A 19,992-nucleotide genomic window follows, 5' to 3' on the forward strand; every position below is an offset into this window, starting at 1 on the left:
GGATCTAGAGATACCGCGGCGTTATGACAGTTCGCGGCGGTATGACGTAGAGTGCTGTCATTCCAGTGCTTGGCACTGGAATCCAGCCTTTATTATGCAGCCACTTGGTTGAAATTAAGTCTTCTAGATCCCAGTGTCAGCTACTTGGATGACAGGAGAAGGAAGCACTGGGATTGGGATGGAAAAGGCTATTTGTGTGATGCCAATGAGTGATAGAAAGTTCTGCAAGAAGTCATTAATTGCAAAAATTTAATATAAGTGGTAAAGTAGAACCACTGAATAAAAAACATATGTTAATTAATACAACGTCGGAGCTGGAGGACATATGTGAGGGGTTGATAGCAAAAAAGCCAAAATTTATAGCAGTTGACACGGAGTTCATTAGAAATAATTTAATCTACTACCCAAAATTATCGTTAATTCAAATTTCTTACGGAGAGAAGAGTTTTATTGTAGACGCATTAGTGCCAGAAATTGATTTATCATTCATTAAGAAAATAATGCTAAATCAGGGGATAACCAAAGTGTTTCATAGCTGCCGGCAGGATATAGAATCCTTACTCACTGTGTTTAAATGTATTCCCACTCCCATTTTTGATACCCAAGTTGCTGCTATGTTTTGTCATTATTATCATGACTTTATTGGTTACTCAAAAGTAGTGGAGCAATATCAAGGAATAGCACTGGATAAAATTAAAGCTAAAAATTCAGATTGGTTAAGGCGTCCGTTGTCCGAAGATCAGTTAGATTATGCAGTAAACGACGTGGTACACCTATATGACCTATACCAAATATTGTGCAATAAACTTGAAGAAAATAATAGGATGGGTTGGTTTCAAGAAGAGATGGAATCAATAGTTGATATAAATAAGTATTTACATAGCCCAAAAGATGCATGGAAGAGGATTAAATTTAATTATGAAGTAAATCCAAGATTGATACTAACTGTTAAAGCAGTTAGTGAGTGGCAAGAAACCTTAGCACAGCGCTATAATATGAACCGTAATAAAATAATCAATAATGCTGTAATAGCTGATTTTATTGAAAAAAATGTAGAGCATGTTGATGAGATTTTAGATGATCTCAAGAGGAATACAAAAAATATAAAAGATGCGGATTTACTAGAGTTTGTGAATATTTTTAATGAAAATGAGAGAAATTGGATGCAGCAAAACAACACCTTATCGAGTAATTATGATAAATCTGTACTTGATATACTCTCAATTATTTTAGATAGTAAATGTAAAGAAAGTAACATATCAAGGAAATTAGTTTCTTCAAAAGATGAGTTAACCGGGTCAATATCTGGACAGACAGATAAATTATTCAAGGGATGGAGATATGATTTTTTTGGCAGGTCAGTTGAATCATTTTTGAACACAAGCTCAAAATTTGAGATTTCAGCAGTGAAATCCGCAAATAATATAACCAAAATTCAGAGTAATTTAGTGGAGAATAACTGTTGCTAAAGTAACTTAGATTTATCGACAATCGTCATCCCGCTACGTGTTAGCGGCTAAGAGATACCGCGGCGGTATGACGGTTAAGTAGGGTGTCATCCCAGTGCCTTGACTACTTCGATCCAGGAAAATTGATTGTAAACGAGCAAACATTTTCGATAAAATTACCAAAAAGCTAGATCCCAGACTGGGATGACACCACCTACAAATTGCAATGTTCGTATAGTTATGTGCTTGACACTGGGATCTAGAAAATCTAGTTAATATATATAGAGAAACCTTAGCTATAGTTTCAAAAGAAGTCGAATGTATTTTGTTATATGATTATAAGTCTAACAGGCGGAATTGGGGTAGGAAAGAGCTTTGTAGCTAATTGCTTTCAAGAGTTTGGTGCTGTTGTATTTGATGCTGATTCTGTTGTACACCAACTTTATAAAGTGGATAAAAGCATAATAAGTTATGCAGAGAAAAATTTTCCTGGAGTGGTAGTAAATGGTGAAATAGATAGAACAGTACTGTCTAAATATTTCTTAGCCTACGATGAAAATTGGAAACAATTTCAATCTTTGGTTCACTCTGCTGTGCTGCGTGAATTAGAATTTTTTATTGCCAAGGAAAAAAAGATCGATAGAAAACTTTTAGTTTTAGATGTGCCACTTCTATTAGAAACAAAATTTTATTTATATTGCGACCTTATTGTTTTTGTTCATGCAGATAGCGTTGTGCAAGCTCAAAGACTTAACGAACGCAACATAGATAAAGAAAAGCTTAACCTAATCTCCGATGTTCAGTTATCTATTGAGGAGAAAAGGAAGATGAGTGACTTTATTATCGATACCAGTGTAAGCAAAGAGTATGTTTTTTCTCAAGTAAAAGATATAGTGGATTCATTAAACCTAAACACGTAGCTCTACGTCATACCGCCGCGGTATCTCTAGATCCCGCTAACAAGCAGCGGGATGACGGTTGTCAGGATCCCAGCAGCCTCCCTCCCCTGTCATCCAAGTAGCCCCCTATGGTGTCATCCCAGTGCCCAGACACTGGGATCCAGGAAAATTGATTGTGCACTATAGCAACATTTTTGATCAAAAACTGGATTCCAGTGTCAAGCACTGGAATGACACCCTTCCGATGGGAACTGCTCTCAAACTACAACAGCATGAGTAGCTACAGAAGCTTTAATGATACAAGAAAAAATAAACAGCTATCATTTTTTTAGTAATTAAGTAAAATAGAGTGAAAGATTGCGAGGAAGTTTTGAAAAATAAGATAAAAAAGATAGTAATTTCAGGAAAGGAAGTGTGGCCAATCATCGAGGGCGGCAAAGGCATTGCAGTTAGTGATGGAAGATCAAGCGGAGCATTTGCTGCAGCAGATGCTGTGGGTACATTTTCTGGTGCAAATGCTAAGCTTATTGATGATAATGGCGAGTTAGTGCCACTAATTTATAAAGGCAAAACAAGAAATGAAAAGCATAGTGAATTGATTGAGTATAGTATTGAAGCTGGAATTAGTCAGGCAAGAATAGCAAATGAAATATCAAAAGGTCATGGAAGAATACACATGAATGTACTTTGGGAGATGGGAGCAGCAGAACGCGTGCTTCATGGCATATTAGAAGGAGCGAAAGGTTTGATTCATGGTATTACCTGCGGTGCTGGTATGCCTTATAGGCTTGGAGAAATTGCAGCTAAATATCAGGTTTATTATTACCCTATTATCTCATCGGTGCGTGCTTTTAAAGCATTATGGAAGCGTGCTTACCAAAGAATATCTTCCTATTTGCTTGGTGGAGTAGTGTATGAAGATCCATGGCTTGCTGGAGGGCACAATGGACTGAGTAACAGTGAAGACCCAGAGCTACCACAGGCTCCATTTGAAAGAGTTGCAGAGCTTAGATCTTTCATGAACGAGATCGGTCTTTCAGAAACACCAATTGTTATGGCAGGAGGAGTGTGGCATTTGAAAGATTGGGAACATTGGTTTGACAATCTGCAAATTGGACCAATAGCTTTTCAGTTTGGCACTCGTCCACTTTTGACGAAAGAAAGCCCAATTTCTGCAGAGTGGAAAAAGAAGCTACTCACTTTAGAAGAAGGTGATGTATTTTTAAATAAATTCAGTCCAACAGGGTTTTACTCATCTGCAGTAAAAAATAACTTCATACGTGAGTTGCAGGAACGGAATTCACGTCAAATAAAGTTTTCAGAAAATGCTAGCGAAGAATTTAATAATGAATTTGCAATGGGTAGCAGAGGTAGAAAGATCTACCTTACTGCAAAAGACAAAGAACTGGCAAATACATGGACTAAAGCAGGGTATACAGAAGCAATGAAAACTCCAGATACAACTGTTATTTTTGTGACGCCAGGCAGGTTTGCAGAGATAAGACAAGATCAAATCAATTGTATGGGATGCTTAAGTCATTGTTTGTTTAGCAATTGGAAAGATCATGGTGACCATTCAACAGGACGAAAGCCAGATCCGCGTAGTTTTTGCATACAAAAAACACTGCAAAACGTTATACACGATGGTGATATTGAGAACGAACTCATGTTTTCCGGGCACAATGTGTACAAATTTAAGCAAGATCCATTTTATGAGAATGGCTACGTACCGGCAGTAAAAGAACTGGTGGAAAGGATATTGACTGGGTATTGAGTCAGCAGTGGCCTGAAAAGTCCATTTTTCACTTTATAAAATGTTTATATTTTACTACCTACTTTATTTGAATAAGTTCTTCTGCCACTCCGCTGAACGGATACTGGTAAATTTCTTAACATTTATAGCTAAACAATAACCGTCATCCCGCTGCTTGTTAGCGGGATCTATGTTAAGGTATGACGGTTCGTGGCGGTATGACGGTTCATGGTGGTATGACGATAAGCTCGTCATCCCGCTGCTTGTTAGCGGGATCTCTTGTTAGCGGCTGAGATACCGCGGCGGTATGACGTAGAGCTTCGTTAGCTATAAGATTAGCTAACATTTTGCACATCCATAAAAAACAAACCTTCTTTTTCGTCTTGAACGCTAATAATAGCGTGAGTGTTAAAAGGTAAAGGATCATTTGTATGTCCATGGCCTACCCCTTTCATTGTAAATACAGGAAAGTTAACACTTTTTGCAAACCTTTCTTTTATAACTTCAACAAGGTTATCGTTATAGCAGTTAACGAAATCCCCAAAGATTACTGCATGTACTCCATCAAAGATGTGGGCTTGTTTTAGGTGATCTAAACTGCGCTCTATTGCGTATGGGTAAACTCTTATGTCCTCTAAAAATAGAATTTTACCTTTCGCATTTATTTGCCAAGCGGTTCCTATACTATTTTCAACTAGAGTCATATTACCACCGATGATTTTAGACTCTAATCTGCCATCTTTTAGTCTAATGCCATTATTTATCGTCTTTAGGTTATCAAATCTGATAGAATCCCGCTTGTTAAGAATTAACTCTTTCAATTTTTCAACAGAGCTTTCAGAAACGGAGTTATTTACTATCATTTCCAACATGGTGCCGTGAAGAGTTTGCCAATCATATTTAGCTTGTAGATGGATGTGCAAGGCAGTTATATCGCTATAGCCTATGAGGATCTTTTTGTTTTGAGCAATCCTTTCTTTTTTATCATTGGGTAACTTTTCTAGATAGGGAATTAACCGAGAAGCCCCTTCTCCTCCTCTGATACACCAAATTATTTTACTATCATTAGTTAGTGCACTAATCAAATCATTTGCTCTGAATTCATCAGAGTTGGAATAAAATGGATTATCATTACTATATATTTTCTCCGAAATATGGGGATTAAAATCCAAAGCTTCTACATATTCTTTTATAGTAGTCAGATCTGATTCTTTTCCCTTCGAAGAAGGAGCAATAATATCAACTTGGTCGATTGCATGAATACTTGTGTTAGCACATAAAGTGAGAATGAAATATAAAAGATAAACAATCATTAAAATATCTTATAAAACTCTTTTTTTAGTATATCATCCAATTCAGAGAGTGGAACTTTCACTCCTAGTTCTTCCATTGACGTGACGCCATAACCTTGCAACCCACAAGGAATAATACCCTTATAGTGAGAGAGGTCTGGAAAGACGTTAAGCGCTATGCCATGATAAGTTACCCATTTTCTTAAACGGATACCAAAAGCTGCAATTTTTTTTTCTACTCCGTTATGGTTTACCCAAATGCCTATTCTATCCTCTTTAAATTCTCCAAGTATATTAAATTGCTTTAAAACATTTATTATCCACTTACTTAGGTCTCTAATATATAGCTTTATGTCGCATTTATTTCTTTTTTTAAGGTTTAACATTAAATATATGATGCGCTGTCCTGGACCATGATATGTGTGTTTACCACCCCTTCCTGTTTTATATATAGGAAATAATTTTTCAACAACGTCGTCATCTGTTGCACTGATTCCTGCAGTATAAAGTGGAGGGTGCTGGAGTAGCCATACTAATTCGTCTGCTGAATTATTGTGAATTTGTTGAATTTTCTCTTCCATAGATTTTACAGCGCAGTTATAATCAATAAGCTGATTAGATATTAGCCATTCTGTCATGTTCAATTTCTTTTCTTTTTAGTATAGCAGTGCGTTCTTTTCCTGTCACCCAAGTGCTTTCCTTCCGTCATCCCAGTGCGTGACACTGGGATGGCTTTGTTGCATCGCTAGCTATGATGGATTAAAGATAAAAAAGATAGCGAATATCAGTAGCTTATTATTCTGGTATTTATAACAAGAACGGTCAGTGAATACCTAAATTTGAGTAAAAGAAATTTCACTACCACTCACTAATCTGGCTAAAATTCAAGAATTTCAATGCTTTAGCTATTTTCAATAGAATTAAATTTATTAATATAAATAACAAATTACTATTCTTAAATTTGATCAGATTGATTGCAAAAAAACAAGATTTTCAATAGGTTGCTTATAATCCTAACTATAGTTAGCCTTTCATAAGTAGCGATGCAACAAAGCCCACTGGGATCTATGTCTTAGTTTAACTACAGAATCTAAAACACTTTTAACTTTTAAACATCTTTCATGAGGCACATATGAATTTCAACATCTTTCAAAGAAAAAAAAGCGCAGTATTTACTAAATATTCTGCTTTGCAGCTAATGATGGAGCCAAGTTGGAGTAAGCGTGATTATGTAAGTTTTGCTGAGGAAGGTTACATAAAAAATGTTATTGCCTTTCGAGCAATCAATATGATTGCAAGTGCTGCATCTTCGGTACCTTTTACTCTCTGCCAGCTTACTGAACAGGGAAAATCGCAACTAAAAGCCCATCCATTACTGAAATTACTTTATTCTCCTAACCCAATGACATCAAAATCGGAATTTATTGAGGGGATTGTAACTTATCGGTTAGTTAACGGCAATTCTTATATATTGATGATTGAGTCACAGAATAGTAGAAAACCACCAACAGAGCTTTATCTTCTGCGCCCAGATAGGGTTGAAATTGTTCCAGGGAGAAATAACGTTCCTTATATCTATCGTTATACCATAAATAACAACAGTTATGACTTTAAAGTTGATAAACTAACCGGACGTTCAGCAGTGTTGCACCTAAAGACCTTTAACCCTTTGAATGATTGGTATGGGCTATCACCGATTGAGGCAGCTGCATATAGCATAGATCAGCATAATCAGGCGGGTGCTTGGAATCAAGCGATGTTGCAAAACGGAGCAAGACCAAGTGGTGCAATAGTTGTGAAATCAGCAAAGGACGGGAGTGGTGGAAGTTTAAGTCAAGAGCAGTACCAACGCTTAAAAGCGCAGATAAATGATCATTATTCAGGTTCTATAAACGCTGGAAGACCGATATTGCTTGAAGGAGGCTTGGAGTGGAAGGAGATGAGTCTTTCGCCGAGGGATATGGATTTTATTGAGTCCAAACACAGTTCAGCTCGTGATATTGCCCTGGCTTTTGGCGTTCCGCCGCAGTTGCTTGGCATACCAGGTGATAACACTTATAGCAATTTAGTCGAAGCACGCTTATCCCTCTGGGAGCAGACGGTTTTACCAACGCTAGAAAATATTATCTGTCACCTGAATTCTTGGCTGACACCAAGATTTGGTGAAGATCTGTGCTTGTCGTACGACAAAGATGCAATAGAAATTCTCATGGAAAAGAGACAAAAGTTGTGGAAATACGTAGAAAACGCAAGCTTCATGACGCTCAACGAAAAGAGAGAAGCATTTGGCTTGCCACCACTGCCAGGTGGTGATGAGTTAGGTTAAGTTTGTATCCGTTCAGATGAGTTTATTGTCCCCTAAACCGTACACCTAAGTAAATTAACTATTTTTCTTGCCAACCAGAGCGATGAAGATTTGGTCTACATCAAAACTCATCTTAGGACGCCAAATAGGGCCATCCAAGTGCATATCGATATAGATTGGATTACTATAGTTTGGTGGTATGAAAAAGAACCTGAATATAGAATTTAAAGTGAAGTTAGATAAGGTTAAATTAGAAGAGATCGACCCTGATGCTTGATCAATCCCGAACTGTAAACTAGTTGAACATATACCACTCTTAATACTTGCTTTTCCGCTAATATTTTCAAAAAATGTTTTACCATTATATATATCAATATAAGCAAGTGTGGAGATTTCAGACTTATTATTACTGCTTAACAAATTAGTGATAAATGAATTGAAATCTACATTAGTAACTTCTATTCCTTGCGCTTGTAAGTTTACATCTCCTGATAAGTTACTAGCCCAATCATGAAAACTTTTTCCTTGAGTTTTGATTTCACCATTTAAGCTTACCTGACCATTTACATTGTCAATTCCTATAACCTTACCAATCTTTTTAGTGTCCAAATTTACAATAGAAAATCTTGTATTTATTGAGTCTGATCTTAAATAACCCTGAAAAAACACTTGCCCGCGTTCTAATACGTAACTTGCCTGCCTGATAGTGATAGTGTTGTTTCTCATTACCGCATCCAAATTAAAATCTTTTAAAACATTCTGCTCGGTTTTAAATTCTGCAGTATTGATTTGCACATTTGCATCAAAGCCTTCTTTATCATCCAAAAAATCAAGCTGCTTTGTTGACCATTGAATTTGATCTATCTCATTTCTTGAATTTCTTTTCGTCTCTACTAAATTTGGTAATGTAATAATTTTTCCATTAAATTTACTGCCCGTAAGGTTAACATCTAATAAAGGTTTGGCGTATTTTTGATCTGCTAATATTTTTGCATTACCGGTAATATCGAAATCTTCTCCAGATAGTTTTATTTTATCTGCAACTAGCTTACCTTTTTCCATTTTCAGCAAAAAATCCAAATTTTTAATTTTCGTATCATTCAATGTAAGGTTATTAACACGGGCCTTTATATTTGTATCATACTGAAAATTTTTCAGCCATTGCATTTTAGGTAAACTGCTAAATAATGAATGATCATATTTATCTGCATCAAGATTATGCATGCTAAATTCACCATTGACCACATTGTGTTTTTTTGTATGGCTTACTCTAATTGACCCTTGCAAGGATTCCTTATTATTTAGCAGTCTAATGTCTGAGATAGATAATATTCTTGGTGCAAGGTGCAGTTTAGAACTTAGTGTAAATTGATTTTTCTGGTTTTCTTTCATCTTTATAGAAGGGAAAAAACATGAAATGAATGACTCAAAATCATTTCCTTCGACTAATAAATCACCGTTGAATTCAGATAGGACATTATTGTTTGAGATCTCTCCTGATAAGTAAGATATATTATTGATTCCAGGAAATTTAAGAAGCGTATTAACTTTTACTTTGCCATCAGTGGATTTTAGTACAGCACGGAAATTGTCCAATATTTTGTTTTGATATTGAATGTTAGAAGCTTCTATATTAAAATTTAAGCTCAAGTTCTTTGGCACAACTGCTCTAAAGCATTCCAGAAGGTCTTTTATATTTGTTGTTTTTTGTGAATCATTTTGTATGGAATCTAAGTCAACTTTACTGAAGCTAATATTGAGATTAGTGTGATCGCTTTTTCTATCGTTTTGTATTGTACCACTGGCTTGCATGCTTTTGGAATCAATTTTTAAGTCAGTTACCGTAAACTCACTTTCGTTAAGACTTATATTGGATGATATCTTGATATTTTCGCTAGGAATAACACAAGGGAGAAAGCTAAGATTAATGATTTTTGCTAAATTACTCACAGAACCGGAACTATTATTAATCGTTAGTGTTAAATTACCCTGGAGTTCTTCTTGATTTCTATTACCTGTAAATAGCAAATTTACAAAATTTGATTCAACACTAATGTGTACGTCCCTTTTTGTGATATCAACCTTTCCTGAAAAATCGTAATTATTATCACCTACCTTTACTTTACCAGAGAATTGCCTATTTTTTTTTACAGCAACTTCCTTTATGTTAACAATATCAGCGAAATCACTCTTAAAACTTACTTGGCTGTCTTTTATTACTATATCAACTATGTTACCACTGGCTTTTGCATTTATAATATTAAGTAAATTTTCTTTATTGCTTTTCATGCCAAACAATGTGATTGACTTTGGTTGCAATGAGAATAAAAGCAACGATAGGAACGATGGCCTTATTTCAATTTTTCTTACACTAATTAAATCTGATAACTTTTGCTCTTTATTTTCGTTGTATTGTATATATACATTATAGATAGTGAGCTTTGGGGTAATCAACGAAACTTTAATTTTTCCTCCAATATGCACTTTAGCATCATACGTCTTCTCCAACTCTTTTATAACATATCCTTTGTAGCCACTCCAATCCTTAAAAGTTGCAGCAACATGCATGAGAATTAATAGCAGCGAGATTGATAATATAGCATATAAAGAAAGTCTCATAATTTACACATGCTTAAAGTTTCCCTTAAATATTAAATAGAGAATACCAAAATAAACAATAACACTCAAAGCTATTAAAGTCGTTAAATAAACAATACGAGCCAACATTTTATCAAAAAATAATCCTGCCAACAAAGAATTAAAAATATAAAGGGCTATTGACATGACTGCCGTTGCTACAAAAATTTTCATGACATTTAACAATAACGCTTGGCTAACCTTATACATTTTATTTATTGTTAAATAACTAATTAATAGAATGGAGTTTATCCAAGTGGAAACGGAAGTAGCAATAGCAATCCCCGTATGCTGATACTCGTTCATTAACAAAAGGTTTAGCACTACATTAATTCCAAGACACATTAGCGAAAATATGGTTGGTATTTTCAGATTGCCTTTAGCAAAAAATGTAGGTAGCAATACTTTATTTATAATAAATGCAGGTAAAGAAAGAGAAAATGCTATTAAAGTGGGAACAGTTTGCTGCACTGCATAATGACCAAACCGGCCGTAAGAAAAAAGCGTAAGTAAAATTATGTCGGGAATAATGATAAAGGCAGCAGTTGTTGGCATAATTAACATTAATCCTATGTTGAGAGCCTTGTTCTGTATTTTGACTATATTTTCAGTATTATCCACCTGTTTTGAAATTAAAGGAAGAAGCACTGTACCAATTGCAGTACCGATTATTCCCTGCGGTAGTTGATTTAGTCTATCGGCATAATATATATAGGACACCGCATTTGGTATAAAACTCGCCATGATTGTATCAATCCATAAGCTTATTTGAGTTACACAATTATTGATAATTGCAGGTACCACACGCTTAAAAAATAACCTTACTTCATTGCTTAATTCAAGGCTAAAAGAAAAAGCTGCCTTTAATTTATATGCACTAAATAGCATCAGCAACAACTGAAAAACTCCTCCTATCAGCACAGCTATAGAAAGGTTGTGCGCTGAGGTTTTTACGTAAGGCACAAACAAACTGATGATTAAACAAAGATTCAAAACGATTGGTGCAATAGCTGTTGAAGCAAAATGCTGCTTTACTTGCAGCATTCCACCAATAAGTGATGCAATTGAAACAAAGATTATGTAGGGCATCATAATTCTTGATAAAGTAACAGTAAGGGTAAACTTACTTTGGTCAAATCCAGGAGCAAAAATTTGAATCATATAAGGGGAGAAAGTTTGCATAATAAGGCAAAAAATTACTAAGATAATAAACGTAATGGATATTACACTACTTGCAAAATTAAATGCCTTTTTATCATCGTGTGATTCTGTTGAATATAACGGTATAAAGGACGTGGTAAATGCTCCTTCTGCAAAAAATGCTCGAAATAGATTGGCAAAGCGAAACGAAGAAAAAAATATGTCTGCAAGAGAGTTTGCGCCAATAACCGTAGCAATTAATACATCCCTTATTAACCCTGAGATCCTTGAAATAGCCGTAAAAAAACTAAATGTGAAAATACTTTTAAACATACCACTACTTCATTAGTGTCAATACAATTAACTATAATGGTAAAAGTATCAATGAAAATATTTATTGGCTAAACTTAAAACCCTCTGCAAAAAGAGAGTTAAATAATCAATTGACTATTTGCGCTCTTATGTTAGAAATTTTATATCTTGGCGGGCGTAGCTCAGTTGGTAGAGCGTCAGTTTGTGGTACTGAATGTCGCCAGTTCGATCCTGGTCGCTCGCCCCACTAAAACCCGATAATTTGAAAAACCGTCATCCCGCTGCTTGTTAGCGGGATCTAGAGATACCGTGACGGTATGACGTGAGTTAGCTATACATTGGCCACTGATGATTGAAATAGTTAATTACTGTAAAATTTGACATTAACCGCTAATAGTTAGAATATTAGTAGAGTAAGAATTACTCAAGAAGGCATGCATAAATATGATGTAGTAGTAGTAGGTGGTGGTCATGCAGGGTGCGAAGCTGCTGCTGCTGCAGCTCGCCTTGGTGCAAACACGCTGCTTATAACTCATAAAATTTCAACTATAGGGGAAATGTCCTGCAATCCAGCAATCGGAGGAGTTGCAAAGGGCGTTGTAGTCAGGGAAGTTGACGCTCTTGATGGAATAATGGGAAGAGCAATCGATCAAGCAAGTATACACTCAGTCATTTTAAATAGCAGCAGAGGTGCAGCAGTATGGGGCCCGCGTGCACAGGCAGACCGAAAATTATACAAGCAAGCAATACAGGAAATTATTCTAAATTATAATAATTTGACGGTAAAAGAAGAGTCGGTTGACGATTTTCTTATAGAGAGTAATAACAATGGAGAATTGTGCATTAAAGCTGTAATAACAAGCTCAGGGGAGCATATACTGACAAGTAAAGTCGTTCTAACTACAGGGACTTTTCTGCGGGGTGTGATTCATATAGGAGAGCAGGTAACTCCTTCAGGGAGAATGGGAGATAAGCCTGCAGTAGAACTTGCAAATACGTTGAAGAAATATAATTTTAAATTAGGTAGATTGCGCACCGGAACTCCGCCAAGGCTTGATCGTGGCACTATAAACTGGTCAATATTGCAAGAACAAGTGGGTGATAATCCACCTGTGCCGTTTTCTTATCTCACAGAAAAAATTAACCAACCTCAGGTATCATGCTTTATTACCCATACTAATGAAAACACGCATAAAATAATTCGAGAGAACCTTCACAGGTCAGCTTCTTCATATTTGGATGATATTATAGCACCAAGATACTGCCCATCAATTGAAGTTAAAGTTAAAAAATTTGCAGAAAAAAGTAGCCACCAAATATTTTTAGAACCAGAAGGGCTGGATGATGATACTGTATACCCAAACGGAATTTCAAATTCATTGCCTATTGAAGTGCAGCGTGAAATGATAAAGAGTATCAAGGGACTTGAAAATGCAGAAATACTAAGACCTGGATATGCAGTTGAGTATGACTATATTGACCCACGAGAGCTGTTTCATACTCTTGAAACCAAGAAAGTCAAAGGCCTATATTTTGCTGGCCAAATTAATGGCACCACTGGATATGAAGAAGCAGCAGGGCAAGGAATTATCGCCGGAATTAATGCAGCACTCTCTGCATTTGAAAAAAAAGAAAGCTTTGTTCTCCATCGTACAGATTCGTATATCGGTGTAATGATAGACGACCTGGTCACCAAAGGGGTGATCGAGCCTTATAGATTATTTACCTCACGTGCAGAATATAGGCTAGCTATCAGGTCAGACAATGCAGATAGAAGATTAACACAAAAAGGTTATGATATTTCCCTTGTTTCGCATGAGAGATACTCTGTTTTACAGAATAAACTTGAATCCATTAAGCAGCTTGAAGAGAAGTTAGGGAGTCTGACGATTACTCCTGAGCAGCTTAGGTCTTATGGTATCAAAATATCTTATGATGGGATAAGAAAAACGGCACTAGATTTACTTAGCTATCCAAACATCGACTGGAATAAATTACAAGAAATATGGCCGGAGTTAAGCAGCATCACGCGCTGGGATGGCACCGCAATGGGTAGCATAACTAAGAATGAAATATGCGAAGCGGTTGAAATTGAAGCAAAATACAAACCTTATCTAATAAGACAAGAAGCGGATATGAAGTTTTTACGAGAGGAAATTAACACTCAAATTCCAATTGATTTCAACTATTCACAAGTTAAAGGCCTGTCAAGTGAAGTAATAGAAAAGTTGCAGACGATAAAACCAGCAACAATTGGCATTGCAAAGCAAATACAAGGCATCACTCCTGCAGCGATAGTTAGCATATTAGTGTATTTGAGAAACAGGAAAACGAAAGTGGCTGCTAATTTTGTATGAGGTGTTCTATGTCAAAAATCGAAGAATTTCGTTCTTTTATGCACGAGATAAACGTTGATGCATTTATGTTGCATACTAAAGATGAATATTTAAATGAGTATTCAGAGGAGCTAACAAAGCTGTGTGGCTTTACAGGAACAAATGGGCTACTTATCGTTACAAAAGACAACAAGTGCCCATTTTTTACGGATGGACGCTATATCACACAAGCTCGCAATCAGCTCGATCGGGGCAATTTTCAAGTATATAATATACAAGAAGAGGATCCACGCGAATGGATAAAAGCAAACTTAACATCGACTGCCTCACTAGGTTATTATTTGCAATATTTTACCATAGAAGATATAAGAAAGTATGAGAATATCTGTAAATTAATACCCTGTTTAGCTGGAAAAAAAAGTGACTATCGAAAACAAGCAGTGGTTTTACATTCTATTGAATATGCTGGTGAAAGTAGTAAGGACAAATGTGAAAAAGTCGCTAAAAGTATAGATAAAGAAGCTGAAGTAGTGCTTTTAACTGATCCAAATTCAATTTCATGGTTATTAAATTTAAGAAACGAAAATGCTAAATATACTCCATGTATATTGGGCCGTGCTATATTGTATAAAAGCGGTAATGTTGATTTGTTTATTCAAGATAAAGAACATTCAACTATAGAAGCAAATTTAGGCAATCATATAAATATTTTTGATATTAGTGAGCTAGAAAATTCGCTGCACAAGCTAAATTCAATAGTTATAGATCCAAACACAACTCCAATGAGTATCATGGCTGTAATAAAAGATAAACAGGTAGCTGAAAGAGAGGATCCTTGTTTAATTCATAAAGCAGTAAAAAATCAAACTGAAATAGCTGGGGCTATAAATGCGCACATCAGAGATGGAGTGGCAGTTACAAACTTTCTACATTGGCTTGAAAATAATGTTGGTACAGAGCTTGAAGCTGAAGAGAAACTCTTAGAATACAGAAAAGAGCAGAATTTGTTTAAGCAACTAAGTTTTCCAACAATTTCAGCATTTAATGAGAATGGAGCAATAATTCACTATCGTGCAAGCAGTAAGACGAATAAAGTAATTCAGAAAGATGGACTGTATTTGATTGACTCTGGTGGCCAGTACCTTGACGGCACAACTGATGTGACAAGAACTGTAGCAATTGGCAATCCAACTGATGAACAAATAACCCACTATACAATAGTACTCAAAGCTCACATTGCTATAGCAAGTGTCATCTTTCCTCCTGGCACTACTGGTGGAGAATTGGATATATTAGCACGTACGCATTTATGGAAATTTGGAATGGACTATATGCATGGTACAGGGCATGGAGTAGGAAGTTACCTATCAGTACACGAAGGACCACAAGCAATATCAAAGGGAAATAAAGTGAAACTCACGCCAGGCATGATACTATCCAACGAACCTGGCTATTACATTCCGGGAGAGTATGGAATAAGGATTGAAAATCTGATGTATGTTGATAAACATAAAAATGGTTTCTTGGGATTTAAACAACTAACCTCTATTCCATATGATAGAAGGCTAATAAGTGTGCAAATGCTTACTAAGGATGAAATTGAATGGATAAATGGCTACCATCAATTTGTCTATAAAAACTTAGAAAATAGCGTAAAAGATAAGGAATGGTTAAAGAAGGTATGTGACCCTTTATAAGCAAAGGAGCATTTTTTATTATTTAAAAAGTATTAATGCAATTGTGACAGGTATTTTGTATTGTTTTTAATTTTAAAATAATATATAATAAAGAACACGTATTTTTAGGTAGGTTATAATTATGATAGACAAAGGGCAAGAAGATGAATTTATGAAGCAGTATATGGATACTTGCAAAGAGCAAATAGAAAAATTAGCCAAGGATCCTGAATTGCTTAATCAGACTTTAAAACCATTTATGCAAATGTCTCAGCAGCTTATGGCTGGCGGTATGTTAGAAGGGGCTATGCCTGGCATGATACCTGATTTGGGCAGTATGGATGTTAACAAGATGATTGCTCAGATGAAGGAAATGATTGACTACATAAGAGGTAACTATAAGGAACTAATGAAAGAGCACAGCTCGCAGATTCAAGAGCTTGATGAATCCAGTAAAAAGCTAAGAGGCTTAGTTAAAAAATTGATAGAAAAGATCGAAAGTAAGTAAATAACATCTGGATTTCTGTCATTCTATATACAACTTTCTAGTTGGACGGTAAGTCGAGGTCAATTATTGATGTCATGAAAGTAGCTGACACTGGTTCCTTTATGACGGCAGTGCCCAGAGGTGTCATCCCAGTGCTTGACACTGGGATGGCTTTGTTGCATCGCTAGCTATGATGGATTAAAGATAAAAAAGGTGGAGAATATCAGTAGCTTATTATTCTGGTATTTACAACAAGAACGGTCAGTGAATACCTAAATTTGAGTAAAAGAAATTTCACTACCACTCACTAATCTGGCTAAAATTCAAGAATTTCAATGCTTTAGCTATTTTCAATAGAATTAAATTTATTAATATAAATAACAAATTACTATTCTTAAATTTGATCAGATTGATTGCAAAAAAACAAGATTTTCAATAGGTTGCTTATAATCCTAACTATAGTTAGCCTTTCATAAGTAGCGATGCAACAAAGCCATTCCAGTGTCAAGCACTGGAATGACAGCAATCCTACGTCATACCACGATTCATTCCATAGCTGTACGAACATTGTCTAGCAGGAGGGTGTCATCCCAGCGCCCCTATGATGTCATCCCAGTGCTTGACACTGGGATCTAGAAAAATTGATTGTGCACTATGCAACATTTTCGATCAAAAGCTGGATTCCAGTGTCAGCTACTTTCATCTGCCACGCGAATTGCCTGCAAATTGCAATGTTCATACAGTTATGAGCTAGTGTACATAATTGCACATTGGTTTTACAAATTTGAAAATTAGTGTTAAATAAAAATATAAACGCAAAAGGAAAAGAAATGATTGAACTTAAAGGCCCAGAAATTTGTGCAGGCGGAAATAAGAAAAATTTGATTATTTTTTTACATGGTTGGGGCTCAAGTGGCGATAATTTTATTCACCTTGCCAAAGTTATGAGCAAGTTTTTACTGGGTTCATATTTTGCAGTACCCAATGCTCCGTTTGAGAGAGAAATAGGTGATGGTTATCAGTGGTTCAGTTTGGAAGATCGTAGTGAGGAAGCGCTATATAATGGAGTAAAAAATGCTACATCAATTGTAAATCATTTCATTGATACAAAATTAAAGGAGCTTAATTTAAAAGATACGCAACTTTCTTTAGTTGGATTTTCTCAAGGAGCAATGCTTGCAATACATACAGCTCTCACCCGCTCTCAATCCTGTGCATCAGTTGTTGCATACTCTGGTAGATTTCTTTCACCTTCAAAAACTGCACCAGAGATCAAGTCAAAACCTAACATATGTGTTATCCATGGTGATGCTGACGACGTGGTACCTTTTTCGTCCCTCGACTTAGCGGTTAAAGCTCTGAAAGAAAATGGAGTAAATGTTGAAGGACACCCAATTCATGCATTAGGGCATATTATTAATGAAGAGGGAATAAAATTAGGAGTAGAATTTATCAAGAAGAATTTTAAAAATTAATTTTCATGCACTTGTTTTGCTTTGGTTATGGATATGTAGCTAAATTTTTATCGAAAAAATTACTGAACTTAGGTTGGAAAGTCAGTGGCACATCAAGAAGTAAAAATATACAAGATGTAATCCTCTTTAATTATGAGAAAGTTAGTCAAGATCTGCTTAAAAGCGCAACGCACGTTTTAATTTCTATTCCTCCAGATGGTGATGATGTTGTGGAGAGATACGGTGATTGCCTGCAAAATGTTAAATGGCTTGGTTATTTGTCTGCAACTAGCGTCTATGGTGATCACTCTGGTAATTGGGTGGATGAGGAATCTGAAACAAGACCTATAGAAATCAGAGGAGAAAAGCGCCTTAAATCTGAAAAGAAGTGGCTAAATAGCAAACTGCCTGTACATATTTTTCGTTTAGCTGGAATATACGGCCCTAGTAGGAACGTGTTAATTGACTTGCAGCTTGGCAAAGCAAGAAATGTGAAAAAAGAAGGGCATTTTTTTTCTCGTATTCACGTTGAAGATATATCAAATATTTTATTTTCTTCCATGCAAAACATAAAACCTGGTGAAATATACAATTGTGCAGACGATTTACCCACTACACAATCTGAAGTGGTAATGTATGCTGCCAAACTTCTCAATGTTAGCCCTCCAGAGCCAATTGAGTTACCAGATTATGCACAGAGTTTTTATTTAGGATCAAAGAGAGTAAGTAATGTTAAAATTAAAAAAGATCTTAATGTCTCTCTAATTTATCCTAACTACAAGGTGGGATTAGAGAGTTTGCACGTAAACAAAACTGAAATCACATCAGAATGATAGATAGGCTTATTGTCACTGCCATTAAGTTAAGGAAAGAATGGTTAAAAACTGAACTAAAAAGTCAGAAATAATTAAGGATTTATGACAAATGCTGAAACAGAATAGAGTAAACTTTAAAGCAGATAAACTCTGAAGTGTAAATTACTTAAGAAATAGTGACCTTACCCAGAAAAAGTGGAGAGAAAGAAAAGAGTTTTTTTGGGTAAAATAAAATTTTGGAGGATTAGAAATGGCAAGAGAATATACGGCAGAATTCAAATTGGAAGCTGTTAAGCTGGCAAATGAACAAAGAAAGGTAGGTCAAACAATTACAAAAACAGCAAAGGATTTAGGAATAAAGGGTGGTTTATTAGGAAAATGGATAAAGAAATACAACGAAAAAAAGTCGGCAGCAGATGCATTTCCAGGTAGAGGTAACATGGCTCCTTACGACAAAGAGAGATTTGATTTACAGAAAGAGTTAGCAAAAGTAACAAGGGAAAGAGACATTTAAAAAAAAGCCCTGGCCAGTCAAAAAGAGTAAAATATTTTTTTATAAAAGAGCATAGTAACTGCTATAAAGTACAGGAATTATGTAGGATTTTCTGCTAGTGGCTACTATAAGTGGACCACAAGAAAAATAAGCAGTAGAGAATCAGCAAATAAAGAGCTACTCGAAGCTATTCAAAAAATATATCAAGTTTCTAAATGTAGATATGGAGCTCCTAAAATTCATGCTGAATTGAAGGCTTTGGGTAAAAGTTGCAATTTGAAAACGGTGCAAAGTATTATGCAGAAAAATGACATCAGGGCTATACTGAGAAGAAAGTTTAAAATTAAAAAACAACAAACAGATAATAGAGCTGTAGCTCCCAATATACTAGATCAAAACTTTATTGTTGATCAACCAAATAAAGTATGGGATTACTTACATCAAAACCAAGGAGGGATGGCTATATTTGGCAGCAATAATTCTCACGTATGGTAGTTAATGAGTAGTGCAATAAATAAACAATTGGTTATGAACTCTTTATTAATGGCCATTAATAGGCGTAAACCTGTTAAAAATCTACTGCTGCACAGTGACCAAGGTTCACAATATACTGCGCAAGGGTATCAATATCTCTTAGCTGTAAAGAATATAGATGAGTAATAAAGGCTGTTGTTACGACAATTCTGTTGCAGAAAGCTTCTTTAGCTCATTGAAAAGAGAAATACTTATTGATACTTCACAACACTCTGCTCAACAAACTAGAACTGCAATATTTGAATACATAGAAATTTTTTATAACAAACAACGTCACTATTAACTATTGCATTCCAGAACAATTTGATGCATCATTCTTTTTGTAAAAAACATTCCACACTTTCTCTCCACTTTTTCTGGGTAAGGTCATATGTGTACATCCCCATCATGAATGCTATTTTCGGTAAAATC

At 35.6% G+C, this 19,992-nt stretch carries 19 protein-coding genes and 1 tRNA gene; 15 read left to right on the forward strand and 5 right to left on the reverse strand.

What is annotated here, in order from left to right:
• Positions 1-290: 290 nt before the first annotated feature.
• Positions 291-1,469 (forward strand): ribonuclease D, encoded by a 1,179-nt coding sequence (locus tag AAGD51_RS01180; RefSeq protein ID WP_006279667.1) that lies wholly within the window; start codon positions 291-293, stop codon positions 1,467-1,469.
• A 311-nt stretch (positions 1,470-1,780) separates the two neighbouring features.
• Positions 1,781-2,368, forward strand: coding sequence for a dephospho-CoA kinase (coaE, locus tag AAGD51_RS01185; protein WP_006280338.1), 588 nt, complete (start codon positions 1,781-1,783; stop codon positions 2,366-2,368).
• 61 nt (positions 2,369-2,429) lie between these two features.
• Here the strand turns inward: coaE and AAGD51_RS01190 are convergent, their stop codons facing one another.
• Entirely contained in the window at positions 2,430-2,573 is a 144-nt protein-coding gene (locus AAGD51_RS01190; protein WP_179947529.1) for a hypothetical protein, read from the reverse strand.
• A 144-nt stretch (positions 2,574-2,717) separates the two neighbouring features.
• On the opposite strand from AAGD51_RS01190, the gene AAGD51_RS01195 reads away from it, so the two are divergent.
• Positions 2,718-4,121, forward strand: a complete 1,404-nt coding sequence (locus AAGD51_RS01195) for an NAD(P)H-dependent flavin oxidoreductase (protein ID WP_182365528.1) — start codon at positions 2,718-2,720, stop codon at positions 4,119-4,121.
• Positions 4,122-4,435: 314 nt separating this feature from the next.
• On the opposite strand, the gene AAGD51_RS01200 is transcribed toward AAGD51_RS01195, so the two are convergent.
• The gene (locus tag AAGD51_RS01200; protein ID WP_236514379.1) at positions 4,436-5,413 is read right to left on the reverse strand and encodes an LD-carboxypeptidase; all 978 of its coding nucleotides are present in this window, start codon (positions 5,411-5,413) and stop codon (positions 4,436-4,438) included.
• Positions 5,413-6,030, reverse strand: a complete 618-nt coding sequence (gene lipB, locus AAGD51_RS01205; RefSeq protein ID WP_077188344.1) for a lipoyl(octanoyl) transferase LipB — start codon at positions 6,028-6,030, stop codon at positions 5,413-5,415. Before lipB ends, AAGD51_RS01200 begins: the two co-directional genes overlap by 1 nt.
• A 494-nt stretch (positions 6,031-6,524) precedes the next feature.
• Here lipB and AAGD51_RS01210 point away from each other — a divergent pair, with 494 nt between their 5' ends.
• Positions 6,525-7,718: a phage portal protein gene (locus AAGD51_RS01210; protein ID WP_077188343.1), complete on the forward strand. Its 1,194-nt coding sequence runs from the start codon at positions 6,525-6,527 to the stop codon at positions 7,716-7,718.
• A 54-nt stretch (positions 7,719-7,772) separates the two neighbouring features.
• Here the strand turns inward: AAGD51_RS01210 and AAGD51_RS01215 are convergent, their stop codons facing one another.
• Together AAGD51_RS01215 and murJ are read right to left on the reverse strand one after the other, a co-directional pair.
• Positions 7,773-10,316, reverse strand: a complete 2,544-nt coding sequence (locus AAGD51_RS01215; protein ID WP_077188342.1) for an AsmA-like C-terminal region-containing protein — start codon at positions 10,314-10,316, stop codon at positions 7,773-7,775.
• Positions 10,317-10,319: 3 nt separating this feature from the next.
• Positions 10,320-11,807 (reverse strand): murein biosynthesis integral membrane protein MurJ, encoded by a 1,488-nt coding sequence (gene murJ, locus AAGD51_RS01220; RefSeq protein WP_236514381.1) that lies wholly within the window; start codon positions 11,805-11,807, stop codon positions 10,320-10,322.
• 150 nt (positions 11,808-11,957) lie between these two features.
• Here murJ and AAGD51_RS01225 point away from each other — a divergent pair.
• From AAGD51_RS01225 to AAGD51_RS01270, 11 genes are all read left to right on the forward strand, one after another.
• Positions 11,958-12,033, forward strand: a tRNA-His gene (locus AAGD51_RS01225).
• A gap of 187 nt (positions 12,034-12,220) precedes the next feature.
• On the forward strand, positions 12,221-14,143 hold the full coding sequence (mnmG, locus tag AAGD51_RS01230) for a tRNA uridine-5-carboxymethylaminomethyl(34) synthesis enzyme MnmG (protein WP_236514382.1): 1,923 nt from the start codon (positions 12,221-12,223) through the stop codon (positions 14,141-14,143).
• A gap of 8 nt (positions 14,144-14,151) precedes the next feature.
• Positions 14,152-15,819 carry an aminopeptidase P family protein gene (locus tag AAGD51_RS01235; protein ID WP_077188339.1) on the forward strand — a complete coding sequence of 556 codons (1,668 nt, stop codon included), beginning with the start codon at positions 14,152-14,154 and terminating at the stop codon, positions 15,817-15,819.
• A 121-nt stretch (positions 15,820-15,940) separates the two neighbouring features.
• Positions 15,941-16,306, forward strand: coding sequence for a hypothetical protein (locus AAGD51_RS01240; RefSeq protein WP_064125381.1), 366 nt, complete (start codon positions 15,941-15,943; stop codon positions 16,304-16,306).
• Positions 16,307-16,347: 41 nt separating this feature from the next.
• Complete coding sequence (locus AAGD51_RS01245) at positions 16,348-16,473, forward strand: hypothetical protein (protein ID WP_255703159.1); 126 nt, start codon at positions 16,348-16,350, stop codon at positions 16,471-16,473.
• Between the two features lie 642 nt (positions 16,474-17,115).
• Complete coding sequence (locus tag AAGD51_RS01250) at positions 17,116-17,760, forward strand: alpha/beta hydrolase (protein WP_015589325.1); 645 nt, start codon at positions 17,116-17,118, stop codon at positions 17,758-17,760.
• A gap of 5 nt (positions 17,761-17,765) precedes the next feature.
• Complete coding sequence (locus AAGD51_RS01255) at positions 17,766-18,572, forward strand: SDR family oxidoreductase (RefSeq protein WP_077188304.1); 807 nt, start codon at positions 17,766-17,768, stop codon at positions 18,570-18,572.
• 232 nt (positions 18,573-18,804) lie between these two features.
• A complete protein-coding gene (locus AAGD51_RS01260; protein ID WP_236514333.1) occupies positions 18,805-19,068 on the forward strand; it encodes a transposase in 264 nt (87 codons plus the stop codon).
• A 177-nt stretch (positions 19,069-19,245) separates the two neighbouring features.
• Positions 19,246-19,542 carry an IS3 family transposase gene (locus AAGD51_RS01265; RefSeq protein WP_094189604.1) on the forward strand — a complete coding sequence of 99 codons (297 nt, stop codon included), beginning with the start codon at positions 19,246-19,248 and terminating at the stop codon, positions 19,540-19,542.
• A gap of 48 nt (positions 19,543-19,590) precedes the next feature.
• Entirely contained in the window at positions 19,591-19,707 is a 117-nt protein-coding gene (locus AAGD51_RS07185; RefSeq protein WP_406722028.1) for a hypothetical protein, read from the forward strand.
• Positions 19,700-19,864, forward strand: coding sequence for an IS3 family transposase (locus tag AAGD51_RS01270; protein ID WP_010082072.1), 165 nt, complete (start codon positions 19,700-19,702; stop codon positions 19,862-19,864). The genes AAGD51_RS07185 and AAGD51_RS01270 overlap by 8 nt, the downstream gene beginning before the upstream one ends.
• Positions 19,865-19,992: the final 128 nt, after the last annotated feature.

The organism is Wolbachia endosymbiont (group A) of Volucella bombylans (assembly GCF_964026965.1).
In the GTDB taxonomy this organism is placed as follows: Bacteria; Pseudomonadota; Alphaproteobacteria; order Rickettsiales; family Anaplasmataceae; genus Wolbachia; species Wolbachia pipientis.